The sequence below is a fragment of the Sphingomonas sp. PP-CC-1A-547 genome (assembly GCF_003610375.1).
Lineage (GTDB): Bacteria > Pseudomonadota > Alphaproteobacteria > Sphingomonadales > Sphingomonadaceae > Sphingomonas.
This window is the reverse complement of record NZ_RAPZ01000011.1, coordinates 543,378-558,506: the sequence shown is the minus strand read 5'-3', so window position 1 is coordinate 558,506 and position 15,129 is coordinate 543,378. Positions and strand designations below refer to the sequence as shown.

General features: G+C 65.5%; 9 protein-coding genes. 4 read left to right on the top strand and 5 right to left on the bottom strand.

Annotated elements, in window-relative coordinates; translation table 11 throughout:
- Nucleotides 1–143: 143 nt before the first annotated feature.
- From C8J39_RS08845 to C8J39_RS08830, 4 genes are all read right to left on the bottom strand, one after another.
- Nucleotides 144–4,832: a YadA-like family protein gene (locus C8J39_RS08845; protein ID WP_165895166.1), complete on the bottom strand. Its 4,689-nt coding sequence runs from the start codon at nucleotides 4,830–4,832 to the stop codon at nucleotides 144–146.
- Nucleotides 4,833–5,290: 458 nt separating this feature from the next.
- Entirely contained in the window at nucleotides 5,291–6,316 is a 1,026-nt protein-coding gene (locus C8J39_RS08840) for an aspartate-semialdehyde dehydrogenase (RefSeq protein WP_107954835.1), read from the bottom strand.
- A 346-nt stretch (nucleotides 6,317–6,662) separates the two neighbouring features.
- On the bottom strand, nucleotides 6,663–7,379 hold the full coding sequence (locus C8J39_RS08835; RefSeq protein ID WP_120300108.1) for an MgtC/SapB family protein: 717 nt from the start codon (nucleotides 7,377–7,379) through the stop codon (nucleotides 6,663–6,665).
- 6 nt (nucleotides 7,380–7,385) lie between these two features.
- The gene (locus tag C8J39_RS08830; protein ID WP_404969333.1) at nucleotides 7,386–9,647 is read right to left on the bottom strand and encodes a DPP IV N-terminal domain-containing protein; all 2,262 of its coding nucleotides are present in this window, start codon (nucleotides 9,645–9,647) and stop codon (nucleotides 7,386–7,388) included.
- Between the two features lie 256 nt (nucleotides 9,648–9,903).
- On the opposite strand from C8J39_RS08830, the gene C8J39_RS08825 reads away from it, so the two are divergent.
- On the top strand, nucleotides 9,904–10,638 hold the full coding sequence (locus C8J39_RS08825; RefSeq protein ID WP_243649818.1) for a DUF6975 family protein: 735 nt from the start codon (nucleotides 9,904–9,906) through the stop codon (nucleotides 10,636–10,638).
- Nucleotides 10,639–10,704: 66 nt separating this feature from the next.
- Nucleotides 10,705–11,559 carry a MoxR family ATPase gene (locus C8J39_RS08820; protein ID WP_060525606.1) on the top strand — a complete coding sequence of 285 codons (855 nt, stop codon included), beginning with the start codon at nucleotides 10,705–10,707 and terminating at the stop codon, nucleotides 11,557–11,559.
- A 57-nt stretch (nucleotides 11,560–11,616) separates the two neighbouring features.
- Here the strand turns inward: C8J39_RS08820 and C8J39_RS08815 are convergent, their stop codons facing one another.
- Complete coding sequence (locus tag C8J39_RS08815) at nucleotides 11,617–12,042, bottom strand: hypothetical protein (protein ID WP_120300106.1); 426 nt, start codon at nucleotides 12,040–12,042, stop codon at nucleotides 11,617–11,619.
- A gap of 365 nt (nucleotides 12,043–12,407) precedes the next feature.
- On the opposite strand from C8J39_RS08815, the gene C8J39_RS08810 reads away from it, so the two are divergent.
- On the top strand, nucleotides 12,408–12,974 hold the full coding sequence (locus C8J39_RS08810; RefSeq protein WP_056482168.1) for a CHAP domain-containing protein: 567 nt from the start codon (nucleotides 12,408–12,410) through the stop codon (nucleotides 12,972–12,974).
- Nucleotides 12,975–13,127: 153 nt separating this feature from the next.
- Nucleotides 13,128–15,035 carry a CocE/NonD family hydrolase gene (locus C8J39_RS08805; RefSeq protein WP_120300497.1) on the top strand — a complete coding sequence of 636 codons (1,908 nt, stop codon included), beginning with the start codon at nucleotides 13,128–13,130 and terminating at the stop codon, nucleotides 15,033–15,035.
- Nucleotides 15,036–15,129: the final 94 nt, after the last annotated feature.

Sequence of the window (15,129 nt, the reverse complement as noted above, 5' to 3'; positions counted from 1 at the left end):
TGGTTCGCCGCCAATTCGTAGCCGCCGCCGCCCAAGTCAACCCGCGCCCTCGTCTTCCTTGGTCTCCAACTCCTCGCGAGCCTGAGCCCCAAACGAAAACGGGCGACCCGAAGGCCGCCCGTTCCCAACTTCGAATGACGGGATCAGAACTGATACCCGATCCCGCCCGATGCGCCGGCACGGCCCTGCGAGTCATAGGTGCCGCTCAGCTTGACGACGGTATGGCCATCGCTGAACGCCTTCGACATCCCGACCGCGACCGCCGACTGGCCGGCATAGGTGCCACCACCCATCGCGATCATCCCCTTGCCCGCTTCATACGCCTGCGGGAGTCCGGCTGCCGCCAGCGCGTTGGAGGTCCCGGCGAAGCTGTCCCGGCGGAGGTTGCGCAGATCGAAGTCGAGCGCCGCGATCCGTCCGTCGGTATAGGCGTTCGCCTGCGTCACCGCGGAGTTGATGCCCGAGTTCAGCTGTCCGACATTGACCGCGTCGGTCGTCGACACGCCCGCCGCGACGTTGCTCAGCACGGTGGCCTGGCCGCCGGCGTTGAACGTCACGTTGGTACGCGAAGGACCATATTGCACCGAGTTGCTACCCAGCGCGAGCGCACTGTTCGCGGTGCCCTGCGCCGTCGCGACCGCCTGGTTGGTGGTGTAGAGCTGGCCACCGTTCACCGCTTCGGCGGACCCGGCCGCGACATTACCGGCGGCGACGTTGGCGATCGTCACCGGCGCCGCTGCATTGCCGCCGGCCAGCGTCACGGTGTTGGTCCGCGCACCGTTGGCATCGGTGTTGTACGACACCGCGTTCACCGCCGTCAGCGCCAGGGCATAGACCTGCCCGCCATTGACCGCGTCGGTCGAGCCGGCCGCAATCGAGCCGCCAGCGACGTTGTGCAGCCCGACCGGACCGGCCGCCGCACCGACCAGCGTGAGGTCGTTGGTCTTCGTGCCACCGTTCGGCGTGGTGGCGCTGCCGGGGTTCGAGTATTGCACCGGCCCGGTCGCACCGTTGCTGATCTGGTTGCCCAGGTTGGTGATCGCGGTCGTGTTGTTCGCCACCTGCGTGTTGGTCGCCGCAAGCTGCGCGCCGTTGACCGCGTCGGTAGACCCGGCGGCGACGTTGCCGGCGGCGACGTTGGTGATGACCGTCCCGCCGGCACCGCCGAGCGTGATCGAGTTCTTCGTGCCGTTGTCGTACTGGACGGTGGTGGTGCCCAGAGCCGCGACCTGTGCCGCGACGCCTGCGACCTGGCCGACATTGGCAGCATCCGTTGCTGCCGTGCCGGCCGCGACGTTGGTGATCTGCCGAGCGCCACCAGCCGAGCCGACCGACACTTCACCGACCGAGTTCTGCAAGCCCGCGAGCCCCAGCGCGGCGTAGCCAAGCGTACCGCCGCGAAGCGCCGAGGAGCCGGTGCCAATGGCGACACTGTTGTCCGCGGTCGCGGTCGCTTCCGGCCCGATCGCGATGCTGTCGGTGCCCGTCACGACGCTGTCGCCGCGCGCCGAGAGAACCCGGAAATACCGGATGCCCGCACCGCCGTTGATCGCGCCATCGACCGCATCGAAGACCGACTGGACGTTGCCATATTGCACCCCGCCGAACCCGATCGAGGCCAGCACGCGGTTGGTGGCAGCGTCGTAGCTCGACAGTCCACCCAGGCCTGCCGCGACACTGGTGCCGAGCCCGACGAGCTGACCGCCGTTGACCGCTTCGGTCGACCCTGCCGCGAGCGTTCCCGCCGCGACGTTGCCGAGCACGACCGGCGCGTTGCCTGCTCCACCCAGCGTCACGCGCGTCCGGGTCGGATCGTCGTACTGCACCGACAGCGCGGCGAGATTGCCGACCTGGCCGGAGACGGTTGCCAGTTGGCCGCCGTTGACCGCATCGGTCGAGCCGACCGCAACCACGCCGTCGCCGACGTTATGCAAGGCGACGGCACCAGCGGCACCTCCGACGAGCGTCACGTCGTTCGACGGTACGCCGCCGTTCGGCGTGGTCGGTGCACCTGCGCTCGAATATTGCAGCGCACCGATCGCGCCATTCGCGATGCTCGTCGTCAGGTTGGTGACGTTGGTGTTGGTCGCGAACAACTGACTGCCGTTGACCGCCTCGGTCGAGGTCGCACCGAGCGTCCCTGCCGCGACATTGCCGATCACGACGGGCGCTGCACCCGTACCGACGCCGCCAAGCGTGATCCGCGAGCGGCCAACATCGTCATACTGCACCGCGAGTGCGGACAGGCCGCTGACTTGCCCCGAAACGCTGGCGAGCTGACCACCGTTGACCGCGTCGGTCGATCCCGCCGCGACATTGCCATTCGCGACATTGTGCAATCCAACCGGACCCGCCGCCGCACCGACCAGCGCGACGTCGTTGCTCGGCACGCCGCCATTCGGCACGGTCGGCGTCGCGGCGTTCGAATACTGGACGGCGCCGATGCCGCCATTGCTGATGTTGGTGGTCAGGTTGGTCAGCGCGGTGTTGGTGTTGGTGACGTTGGCGTTGGTCGTGAACAGCTGGCTGCCGTTCACCGCCTCGAGCGAGGCGGCGCCCAGCGTCCCCGCCGCGACGTTGCCGAGCACGACGGGTGCAGCACCCGCGCCCCCGAAGGTCACACGCGACCGGCTGAGGTCGTCATACTGCACCGCCAAACCGTTCAGCGTGCCGACCTGCCCCGAGACCAGGGCAAGCTGACCGCCATTGACCGCGTCGGTCGAACCCACCGCGACAGTGCCGTTCGCGACATTGTGCAGAGCGACAGCGCCGGCGGCACCGCCCACCAGCGTCGCGTCGTTCGACGGCACGCCCCCGTTCGGCGTGGTCGGCGCACCTGCGCTCGAATATTGCAGCGCACCGATCGCGCCATTGGCGATGTTGGTCGTCAGGTTGGTGACGTTCGTATTGGTCGCGAACAGCTGGCTGCCGTTGACCGCATCGGTCGAGGTCACGCCGAGCGTACCCGCCGCGACGTTGCCGATCGCCACCGGAGCGGCCCCCGTGCCGAGACCGCCCAGCGTCACGCGGGCGCGCGTCGCGTCGTCATACTGGACCGACAGCGCCGCGAGGTTGCCGACCTGGCCGGTCACCGTGGCAAGCTGACCGCCATTCACGGCGTCGGTCGATCCGGTCGCGACAGTGCCATCGGCAACGTTGTGTAGAGCGACCGGGCCTGCCGTTGCACCGACCAGCGTGACGTCGTTGGTCGGGACGCCACCGTTCGGCACCGTCGGCGTCGCGGCGTTCGAATACTGGACGGCGCCGATCCCGCCATTGGCGATGTTGGTCGTCAGGTTGGTCAGCGCGGTGTTGGTGTTGGTGACGTTGGTGTTGGTCGCGAACAGCTGGCTGCCGTTGACCGCATCGGTCGAGGTCGCACCGAGCGTGCCGGCTGCGACGTTGCCGAGCGCCACCGGGGCCGCACCCGTGCCGACGCCGCCAAGCGTCGCCCGCACGCGGGTCGCGTCGTCATACTGGACGGCGAGCCCGGCCAGCGTGCCGACCTGATCCGTCACAGTCGACAATTGTCCGCCGTTGACCGCGTCGGTCGATCCGGCAGCAACGACGCCATTGGCGACATTGTGCAGCCCGACCGGGCCCGCCGCGACACCGACCAGGGCAGCGTCGTTGGAGGGAGCGCCGCCATTCGGAACGGTCGGCGTCGCGGCGTTGGAATATTGCAGCGCGCCGATCGCGCCGTTGGTGATGTTGGTCGTCAGGTTCGTGACGTTGGTATTGGTCGCGAACAACTGGCTGCCGTTGACGGCGTCGGTCGATGCCGCGCCGAGCGTGCCTGCCGCAACGTTGCGGAGCGCCACCGCCGGCGCGCCGGTACCGGCTCCCCCCAGCGTCACGCTGGTGCGGGTCGCACCGTCATATTGGACCGCACCGCTTGCGAGCGTGCCGATCTGCGCCTGGACGCCGGTGAGCTGGGCGACGTTGACCGCATCGGTTGCCGCGGCGCCCGCCGCGACGTTGGTGATCTGGCGTTCGGCACCCGCCGCGCCGACCGAGACTTCGCCGGCCGAGTTCTGGGGAACAGCGAGCCCGATCGCGGTATAGCCTGCCAGCGGTCCGCGTGCGGCGACGCTGCCTGCACCGAGCGCGACGCCGTTCGCGCCGGTCGCGATCGCTCCCGTACCCAGAGCGATCGCGCCGGTTGCATTGGCGCCGACCGTCGATCCGGTGCCGAGCGCGATCGAGCCGAGCGCGGTCGCGCTGGTCAGCGCTCTGTTACCGAATGCGATCGAATTTCCCTCTCCTGCAGACGCTTCGGCGCCGGTCGCGCCGAGCCCGGTGATCCGATTGCCGCCGATCGCGATGCCGGCCGGCGTCCGCAACGTGAAACTGTCCGCCTGCGTATCGCAGCGGTCCGCCGGTCCGACGAGCTGTCCGTTGGCGTTGAGCACCTGCAACGTGATGTTGTTGCCCGCCGCGGCGTTTGTCAGAAGCGCGGATGCGTTGATGCCGAGCGTCGGCACACCAAGCAGCGGCAGCAACGTGTTGATGCCCCCGGTGATGGGGTTGACCGTGTTCTGGATCGGCGTGACGATTCCGTTGACCACCGGGGTCAGGATATCCGTGACGACCGAGCGTGGCAGGCTGACGCCCGAGCATACGCTGACGATGTTCGGCGTGGCTGTCTGCGCTGAAGCCGCTTGGGTCGCGAGCAGCGACGTTGTCGCCAGCCCGATCAGCGAAGCGCCATCGCGCAGGCGGCGCAGCGTGCGGGCAAAGGTGGGCGACTTTGCAGGATGCGATCCGAGCGTCTTTGCGCCAGTCGGCGTCACGGCGTCTCGATTCTGCGGGCGAACAAACGCGTTGGACATCAAACAACCTCCACTGACGACTGCAACAGCAGCCCTGACTTTCCGCATCGTCGAACTCTAGATTCGACTATCGGAACGGGAGGATGTTCACCCCTGTAATACTAACAGTCTGTTACCGTAATAAATAAGACTAAAGTCGGAACAGGCATAGCAATCTGTCGTTATTCAACACAACTTGAACTCAGATTGACCAAGTTATAAAACCGTTTTTGTTTTAGCTTTTGCGCCCACTGTCAAAGTACTTGCTCGTCGGACACTTTCGATCGTTAACAATCGCACCCAAACTGGTCGCTATCCAGATCGACGATCAAATTCACCGCAATTCGGTTCGATCGGTGTCTTCCGCCGCTCGCGCTCGTCATCCGAAGCGAATCGCAAAACCGCGCCGTCACACGGGGTGACGACGCGGTTTCGATCGGTCTTTTGGAGCGTGTTGAAGGCGCGATGGCCCCGCCCGACTACGCCTTCTGCAGGTGCCGGCGCCCGAGCAGTTCGGCGATCTGCACCGCGTTCAGAGCGGCACCCTTGCGGAGGTTGTCGCTGACGCACCACAGGTTCAGCCCGTTCTCGACGGTCGGATCCTCGCGCACGCGGCTGATGTAGGTCGCGAAGTCGCCGACGCACTCGATCGGCGTGATGTAGCCGCCGTCCTCGCGCTTATCGACCAGCATGATGCCGGGTGCCTCGCGGAGGATGTTCTGCGCTTCCTCGGCCGTGATCTCGTTCTCGAACTCGATGTTGATCGCTTCCGAATGGCCGACGAACACCGGCACGCGGACGCAGGTCGCGGTGACCTTGATCTTCTTGTCGAGGATCTTCTTGGTCTCGACGACCATCTTCCACTCTTCCTTGGTCGAGCCGTCGTCGAGGAAGCTGTCGATGTGCGGGATCACGTTGAAGGCGATCTGCTTGGTGAACAGCTTGGGCTCGGCGGGATCGCCGACGAAGATGTTGCGGCTCTGCTCGAACAGCTCGTCCATCCCCGCCTTGCCCGCGCCGGAGACCGACTGGTAGGTCGAGACGACCACGCGCAGGATCTTCGCCGCGTCGTGCAACGGCTTCAGCGCGACGACCATCTGCGCGGTCGAGCAGTTCGGGTTGGCGATGATGTTGCGGACCTTGTAGCCGTCGATCGCCTCGGGGTTCACCTCGGGCACGATCAGCGGCACGTCGGGGTCCATGCGGTACAGCGACGAATTGTCGATCACGACGCAGCCGGCCGCGGCGGCGATCGGCGCATAGATCGCCGAGCCCTCGGAGCCGATCGCGAACAGCGCCATGTCCCAGCCGTTCCAGTCGAAATGCTCGATGTTCGTGCATTTGATCTGCTTGCCGGTGTCGCCATAGTCGACCATCAACCCCTGGCTGCGCGACGACGCGACGCAGGCGATCTCATCCGCCGGAAACTCGCGCTCCGCCAGGATGTTGAGGATCTCACGCCCGACATTGCCGGTCGCCCCTGCGACCACCACCCGATAACCCATGTTGTCACTCCGATTGGACTTGGGGCGGGCAGTACCGACGTTGCGCGGCGAGGTCCAACGGCTTTCGACTTGTTGCGCGGATAGGGGGAGTTTGGGGGGCTTGGGTGAGGGGCTGCCCCCCGCCCCCTTGTTCCCCCGCGAAGGCGGGGGTCCAGTCTGGGCCCCCGCCTTCGCGGGGGAACAAGCTTCTAGCTGCACCACCAAGCTAGTACCACCCCGGCGAAGGCCGGGGCCCAATTGGAAAGGTCGCAATAACGGGGGACCGCACTCCGTTAGCGACTTCCCCCAATTGGGCCCCGGCCTTCGCCGGGGTGGTGTCGAATGTAAGGTGAGATCCGCCCCCGCGTCAGTCGTGCGTCCGCGCCTGCCATGTCGCATGTTCAATCCCGTGCACCTTCGCCAGGTGATCCGTAATCGCATCCAACTCCTCCGCCGGCACGTTCGTCGCCACCAGAGTCGCCGCAATCTCTACCCGATCCTCCCCCCGCTCGGTCACGTCCAGTTCGGCCACCTGCAACTGCGTCGCCTCCAGATGCTCGACCACCAGATCGCCGATCGGCCCCGCATCCCCCGCCGCCACCGTCACCATCACGCTGTAGGTAGCCTCGATCGTCCGCCCCTCGGTCGGGATCCGGTTGATCCCGTCGACCAGCGGGCGCAGCGCGGTGTTCGCCAGCAGCACGACGAACGTCAGCAACCCAGCCTCCGCGATCATGTCGCTGCCCGCGCACGACCCCACCGCCGCCGAGCACCACAAGGTCGCCGCGGTGTTGAGGCCGCGGACGTTCATCCCCTCCTTCATGATCACGCCCGCGCCGAGGAAGCCGATCCCCGACACGACGTAAGCAATGATCCGGATCGACTCGACGTCCCCGCCCAGCCGCTGGCCGAGATCGACGAACGCCGCCGACCCGAGCGCGACCAGCGTGTTGGTCCGCAACCCCGCGGTCCGCTGGCGATATTGCCGCTCCGCCCCGATCAGCGTCCCAAACACGAACGCGGCGATATAGCTCACCAGCGTGTCGAGGAACGGCCACAGGTGAAACGTCTCGACGAACCGCACCGGCGTTTACTTGACCGGAACCGCAGCAGCCTCGGGCACCGGCTTGTCCTTCACCGTCCGGTCGAGGAAGTTCAGGATCGTCCCCCAGACATGCTCGCTGATCCCCGGCCCCGCCACGCGGTGCGTGTAGCCAGGGTAGAACATCATCTCGAACGGCGTCGCAGTCGCCTGCATCCGCGCGGCCACCTTGGTCGAATTGTCGAGGAACACATTGTCGTCCGCCATGCCGTGGATCAGCAGCAACGGATCGACGATACGGTTCGCCTCCTCGACCGCCGCCGACGTCGCATAGCTCGCCGGGTCCTTCGCCGGATCGCCGAGATAGCGCTCGGTATAATGCGTGTCGTACAACTGCCAGTCGGTGACCGGCGCGCCCGAGACCGCGGCCGCATACACGCCCGGCGTCTTCTCCAGCATCTTCAGCGACATATAACCGCCGTACGACCAGCCATAGGTCGCGATCTTGCTCGGTTCGACGAACGGCAGCGATTTCAGGTAGTTCGCGCCCGATAGCTGGTCCTCGACCTCGACCGTGCCCATCGCGTGATAGATCTGGTCCTCGAACGCCTTGCCGCGGTTATACGAGCCGCGATTGTCGATCTTGAAGTAAATCCAGCCGCGATCGACGAGGTATTGCGGCAGCGCACCTTGCCAGCCGCGCGTGACGACCTGACCTGTGCCGGGGCCGCCATAATGCTCGAAGAACACCGGGTATTTCTTGCCCGGCTCCAGCGGCGGCGTGATCATCTCGTAATGGAGCGTCATGCCGTTCTTGGCCTTCAGCGTGCCGAACTTGGTCTCCTGATGGCTGGCGAGATACGGGTAATAGGGATGCCCCTCGACCACCGCATTCTCGTTGATCCACGAGAGTCGCTTGCCGGTCGCATCCGCCAGATAGACCTGCGTCGGTTGCTTGGGGTTCGAGCGCGAGATGATGAACCGGCTCGCCGCCGCATCCATCGTCGCGCTGTTCCACCAGCCGGCCTCGGTCAGTTTGGTGATGACATTCGGCTTGGCGACGTCGACCGAATAGAGTTGCTGCTCGAGCACGTCGTCCTTGTTGCCAAGGAAGAAAAGACGTCCCTTGGTTTCATCTACGCCGACCAGATCGGTGACGACCCAGTCGCCCTTGGTAAGCTGCGTCCATTTCCCCGACGCGAACCGGTAGAGCTGGCCGTAGCCGCTCCGCTCCGACCGCCAGATCAGGCTGCCGTCCTTCAACACGCGATACGCGTCGGACAGGTTGAGCCAGCTCTTCACGCCAGACTTCTCGGTGAATAGTACCGTCGACTTGCCCGTCGCCGGATCGACGCGGAGCATCTCCAGCAGCTTCTGGTTGCGGCTCTGGCGCTGGACCAGCAGCATTCGGCCATCCGGCGTCCAGTCGACGCGCGCCAGATAAATGTCGGGGTTGGTGCCGAGATCGACCTTCACCTGCCCCGAGCCATCGGGCTTCATGATATACAAATCGACCAGCACGTTGGGGGTGCCGGCGGCAGGATAGCGCTGCTCGTACACCTTGGTGCCCGTCGCGCCGATCGACGCGCGAGTGGCGGTGTGGACCGGTGCCTCGTCGAACCGCTCGACCGCGACATATTGCTCGTCGGGCGACCACCAGTATCCGGTGTCGCGGTGCATCTCCTCCTGCGCGACGAACTCCGCCTCGCCGAAATGCACGGTGCCGCCGCCGCCAGTCGTCACCGCCCGCGCGTCGCCACCAGCCAGTGGCTGAACGAACACATTCTTATCGCGGACGAACGACACGAAGCCGCCCTTGGGGCTGACCACCGGGTTCAGTTCGCCACCCGGCGTATTGGTCAGCCGGCGGACATTGCCGTCGAGGCTCGCCAGATACAGGTCGCCATCGAGCGGCACGAGGATCGACTTGCCGTCGGGCGACCAGTCATAGGCGACGATCCCTTTCTGCCCGCCGATCCGCGCGCGCTCGCGCTGCATTTTTTCGGCCTCGGTCAGCTCCGCACCGCTACCGACCTTCTTCGAATCGACCAGCATCCGTGCCTGCCCCGTCGCGGTATCGACCGCCCACAGATCGAACCGCTCCTTCTCGTCGTCGCGATTGCGCAGCGACGTCAGCAACGTGCCATCCGGCGACAAGCGGACCGCTTTCGGCTGCGACCCCGACAGGTCCGGATTGCCGAATACGCGTGCCATCGTCAGGTCGCCGGGCTTGGCCGCCTCGACCGGGCGAACAGGTGCAGGAGCCGGCGTGGCAGGCGCTGCCGGCGGCGCGACCTGATCAGCGGCCATCGCGGCGGTTCCGACCGAAGCAAGTGCAAGCCCGAGCAACCATGTGCGCATCCTGTAGTCTCCGTGGGATCATCCCGCCGGATACCGCCCGACGGACCCGAAAATCTTCGGTCGCGCGTTATCGCGGCGGCATGCCCCGCCGTAAAGGGCGCATCGCAGCCGCGTTCATAGCGACACCGGCGTCCCGCGCGTTCGTCGCTATGGCAAACACAGTATGATGAACACCGCGTATACTTCGTCTTTACGTCCTTCGTTTATGGCGACCGGGACATCGTCGCGGATCGAGCTTTCCGTGGTGCAGCACGGCCGGGGAATAATGGTTTCGAACGCGGGCATACAAGGCGGGGAGCCGAGCGAGCGGAGCGCATGGGATGCGTTCGTCACGCTCGCCGACGCGGACGGCAGCGCAGCGCATCCGCATCATGCGCGCCTGATCGCTGGCGGTCCGGGCCAGCGAAACTTGTCCGATGCGGTCCACGCACTGTGCGCGGTTCATGGCGACCATCCCGGCCTGATCGCTGACGTGCTCGCCCGCGCGATCCAGCCCGAGGCATCGGATTGGCTCGCCGTCGCCGCCAGCGGCTTTGCGGACGAGCGCACCTATCTCGCACACCTCACCGCCGCGGTCGGCCCCCTACCCTCGACCCCCGGCCAGGCGGAGAGCGAGTCGGCACTGGTCGGCGAACGTCACGCACTCGAAATGCTCGCCCGTTCGGAGCGTCGTGGATGTGCGACCGGGGCGGTGGCCGCGCTGCTCCATGACTGGCGCGCGATCCGCCGCGTCCTCGATGTCGCCGCCGACCGGTTCGGGGTAGCCGTCCCCACGATCACGCTTCCGTCCGAGACGGACACCGCCGCGCTCGTTGCGGAACTCGGTGCATCGCCCGGTTGCCAGCGCGCGATCCTGTTCGGCGCGCAGCAACTCTTCGCGCAGCACCGCGGCCTGTGGTCGCTGCTCGAAGCGCGATCGAGTGCGCGCGGCGACCTCTGACCGCTTGCGCTGACCGACGCTTCCCCTCTATCCATACCCGGTATTCAGAACCGGACGGGACATCGCATGAAGCGCTTCGAGGGCACCCAGAGCTACGTCGCGACCGACGATTTGAAAGTCGCGGTCAACGCCGCCGTGACGCTGCGCCGTCCGCTGCTGATCAAGGGCGAACCCGGCACCGGCAAGACCGTGCTGGCCTACGAGATCGCCAAGGCGCTCGGCGCGCCGCTGATCGAGTGGAACATCAAGTCGACCACCAAGGCGCAGCAGGGCCTGTACGAATATGACGCGGTCGCCCGCCTGCGCGACGGCCAGCTCGGCGATGCGCGCGTCCACGACATCGGCAACTACATCCGCAAGGGCAAATTGTGGGAGGCGTTCACCCAGCCCGCGCCGCCCGTCCTGCTGATCGACGAGATCGACAAGGCCGATATCGAGTTCCCCAACGACCTGTTGCAGGAACTCGATCGGATGGAATTCCACGTCTACGAGACCAAGGAAACCGTGCGCGCGGTCGAGCGCCCGATCGTCATCATCACCAGCAACAACGAGAAGGAACTGCCCGACGCGTTCCTGCGCCGGTGCTTCTTCCACTACATCAAGTTCCCCGATCGCCAGACGATGCAGGCGATCGTCGACGTCCACTTCCCCGGCATTCAGAAGATTCTCGTCAGTAAGGCGATGGACCTGTTCTACGACGTCCGCGACGTGCCGGGCCTGAAGAAGAAGCCGTCCACCAGCGAACTGCTCGACTGGCTGAAGCTGCTGCTGCACGAGGACATGCCGCTCGACATCCTCCAGAATCGCGACCCGACCAAGGCGATCCCGCCGCTCCACGGCGCGCTGCTCAAGAACGAGCAGGACGTGATGCTGTTCGAGCGCCTCGCCTTCATGGCGAAGCGCCAGAAGAACCAGGGATAAGCTATCGAGGAACCGGCGGCGCGCATGAGCACCGCCGCCGGTCCGATAGTTCAAGCGTTACGTGACGTTCGGACCCGTCGGGATATAGTCCAGCGCCAAATGCGGCAGCGAGATCGGGCTGCGGAAGTTGAAGCGGTTCACCGTCGCTGGATCGGGGATGTGCAGCTTCTTGCCGAGCGTCACGAAATACCACGCCGGTGACGCCCCGCTGATCGCGATGAACGAGCCCGCGGCGAGCGCCAGTCCCTTCGGCATGTTGTCGACGATATAGTCGCTGTTGATGATTCCGCTCCAGTCCTTGAAAATGCTGTTGAAGGTAGCGGGATCGGGAATCCAGTGAAGCTCGCCCCACATGACCAGATAGATCGCACTGGTCGTGTGCGCCGCAACGCGGAGCCCGTCATACTGCTTCCAGTTCACGGCGCCGGCAAGCAACGCTTCTGCCGCAACTGCATCGATTGTATCGCTGATATCGACCGACATGATCACAATCCTCTTATGGTGAAACCGTGATCACTCAGTCGGACAAGCGAAGCATTCCGATAGGGGAACCACCTAGCCTCTTTGAACGAAGATACTGGAATTGGTCCGTCGATACGCGACCACTTCGGAGTTATTGCACGACGCCGCAGTTTTCGTGAGCCGTGTTCGAGAACTATACGTATTTGAATCAACAGGATCGGCGTCACCGTCCGTTCAGCTATTCCGCGCCATTGTGACCGCAATTCGTCGAGACGGTCACGGCGATTGGCGAGCAAAACTACGACGAAGTTCGACGGGTCAGATATTGATGCACATTAACCATCTGCGGCAACAATAATGCCATACCTGTCCGGCAAGGTGACGGCATGAGATTGTATGCTTTCCGTCGTTGGGCGCCGGCACTGCTGGCAATCGGCATGGCCGCCCCCGCATCCGCCTCTCTGCTCGACTATGTCGGCCAGTGCGTCCCCTTCGCCCGCGCCGCGTCGGGCATCCAGATCTACGGCAACGCCTGGACCTGGTGGGAGCAGGCCGACGGAAAATACGAACGCACGCACAAGCCCAAGGAAGGCGCCGTCATCGTCTTCGCCAAGACCCCGCGCCTGCCGTTCGGCCACGTCGCGGTCGTCAGCCGGGTGGTCGAGAAGCGCGTCGTCATGCTCACCCACGCCAACTGGTCGCGCCAGAACGGCGAGCGCGGCCATGCCGAACAGGACGTCACGCTGTTCGACGTCTCGCGCAACAACGACTGGAGTGACGTGAAGGTCTGGTACAAGGACGTCGATGGCCTCGGCGGCGGGGTGTATCCGGTGTACGGCTTCATCTACGGCCACGCGCACGCGGCCGCTGAATTGACGAGCCGGAACCCTGATTATGTCGGCGCGCTGATCGACGCCTATGTGCCGGTAAGCGGCGAGCCCATCGCGCGATAATCCGTCATCCTGACGAAAGTCAGGATCCAGAACCAAGAAAGACAGCGTTCGTAACCCTGGATCCTGACTTTCGTCAGGATGACGGTGCGAATGGATTGCCGCCACCTGCCAAACCGTGCCACCACCGTCGCTGAAAAGACGGTGAGGATAGCGATGCGGTTCAAGGCTCTTACGACGGTCACGCTGGCCTTGCTCGCGACCACCGCCCCCACAATCGTCGGCGCGCAGAAGGAAAAGGCCCCGCCCCCCGGTGGCGATATCCCCGCCAAGTTCGTCCCCGCCAACGCCAGCTTCGACTTCGACCGCCGCGAGGTCGACATCCCGATGCGCGACGGCGTCACGCTCCACGCGGTCATCGTCCAGCGCAAGGGCCTCACCGAGGCGCCAATCCTGCTCCAGCGCACGCCCTACAACGCCGAGAGTGTCGCCAGCCGATCCTCCAGCCCGAGCGGCGCGATGAACCTGCGCGCATCCGACGCGATGTTCTTCGACGCCGGCTACATCCGCGTGTTCGAGGACGTCCGCGGCAAGAACGGCTCGAACGGCGCGTACATCAACGAACGCCCGCTGATCGGCCCGCTCAACAAGACGAAAGTCGACCACTCCACCGACGCCTACGACACGATCGACTGGCTCGTGAAGAACCTCAAGAACAGCAACGGCCGCGTCGGCATCATCGGTGGCAGCTACGACGGCATGATGGCCGCGATGGCGCTGGTGAACCCGCACCCGGCGCTGAAGGCCGCGGTGCCGATGAACCCGGTGATCAACACCTGGAAGGGCGACGACGACTTCCACGGCGGCGCCTTCCGCCAGATCGGCTATGATTATTACTACACGCAGGACGCAGCGAAAGGCGAAGCCGGCGACCTCTGGCGCGACGCCTACGACGATTACGACACGTTCCTGCGCGCCGGATCCGCCAGCGCGTTCGTGAAAAGCCGCGGCCTCGAACAACTCCCGTTCGTCAATCGCCTCCACGATCACCCGACCTACGACGCGTTCTGGCAAGGCCAGGCGCTCGAGACGATCCTGCCGAAGCAACCGCAGACCGTGCAGACGCTCTGGGTCGCCAGCCAGTGGGACCAGGAGGATATTTACGGCGCAGTCGCGGCGTATGAAGCCGTATCGAAAGTCGACCCCAACCACGTCAACCACCTCGCGCTCGGCCCCTGGGCGCATGGCGGCGCGAACGGCGATGGCTCGACCTTGGGCGCGATCCGCTTCGACGCCGACACTGCGCTCTGGTTCAGGAAGAACGTCCTGCTCCCGTTCCTGAACGGCGCGCTGAAGACCGGCGCGACACCGCCTGCGCTCGCCCCCGTCACCGCGTTCCAGACCGGGACCAACCAGTGGCAGACGCTCGCCGGCTGGCCGAACTCGACCGCCACGCAGAAACTCTACTTCCAGCCCGCCAACGGTCTCGGCGCCACCGCCCCGGCGCAGGACGGCCACGACGACTATATCTCCGACCCCGCCAAGCCGATCCCCTACCGCCTCCGCCCGATTCGTCCGACCTACGCGACCGGCTCGACCTGGCGGCAGTGGCTCGTCGACGATCAGCGCCCGTTCTCCGATCGCACCGACGTCCTGACCTACCAGACGCCGCCGCTGACCAGCCCGGTCGCCATCGCCGGCGCGCCCGTCGCGGACCTGATCGCCAGCACCACCGGCACCGACGGCGATTTCGTGGTGAAGCTGATCGACGTCTACCCCGCCGAATATTCCGACAAGCCTGAGATGGGCGGCTACCAACTCGCCGTGTCGATGGACATTCTCCGCGGCCGCTACCGCGACGGGTTCGACAAGCCGACGCCGATCGTCGCCGGCCAGCCCACGCATTTCCGCGTCGTGCTACCCAACGCGAGCCACGTCTTCCTCCCCGGCCACCGCATCATGGTCCAGGTCCAGTCGAGCTGGTTCCCGCTCTACGACCGCAACCCGCAGACCTACGTCGCCAACATCTTCGACGCGAAGCCCGCCGACTACCGCAAGGCCACGATCAGTGTCTTCCACTCGGCCGCGCAGCCCAGCGTGATCGAACTGCCGATCGCGCGGTGAAACCGTGCGACCGACCCAAACCACTCCGTCACCCCGGACTTGTTCCGGGGTCCACGGTGCCGCACGATCACGACTATCGAGTGCGCGGAACCGT

Coding starts and splice junctions, on each gene's coding strand:
- C8J39_RS08845 (WP_165895166.1), bottom strand. CDS start 4,832: ATGTCCAACGCGTTTGTTCGCCCGCAGAATCGAGACGCCGTGACGCCG.
- C8J39_RS08840 (WP_107954835.1), bottom strand. CDS start 6,316: ATGGGTTATCGGGTGGTGGTCGCAGGGGCGACCGGCAATGTCGGGCGT.
- C8J39_RS08830 (WP_404969333.1), bottom strand. CDS start 9,647: ATGGCCGCTGATCAGGTCGCGCCGCCGGCAGCGCCTGCCACGCCGGCT.
- C8J39_RS08825 (WP_243649818.1), top strand. CDS start 9,904: ATGGCGACCGGGACATCGTCGCGGATCGAGCTTTCCGTGGTGCAGCAC.
- C8J39_RS08820 (WP_060525606.1), top strand. CDS start 10,705: ATGAAGCGCTTCGAGGGCACCCAGAGCTACGTCGCGACCGACGATTTG.
- C8J39_RS08815 (WP_120300106.1), bottom strand. CDS start 12,042: ATGTCGGTCGATATCAGCGATACAATCGATGCAGTTGCGGCAGAAGCG.
- C8J39_RS08810 (WP_056482168.1), top strand. CDS start 12,408: ATGAGATTGTATGCTTTCCGTCGTTGGGCGCCGGCACTGCTGGCAATC.
- C8J39_RS08805 (WP_120300497.1), top strand. CDS start 13,128: ATGCGGTTCAAGGCTCTTACGACGGTCACGCTGGCCTTGCTCGCGACC.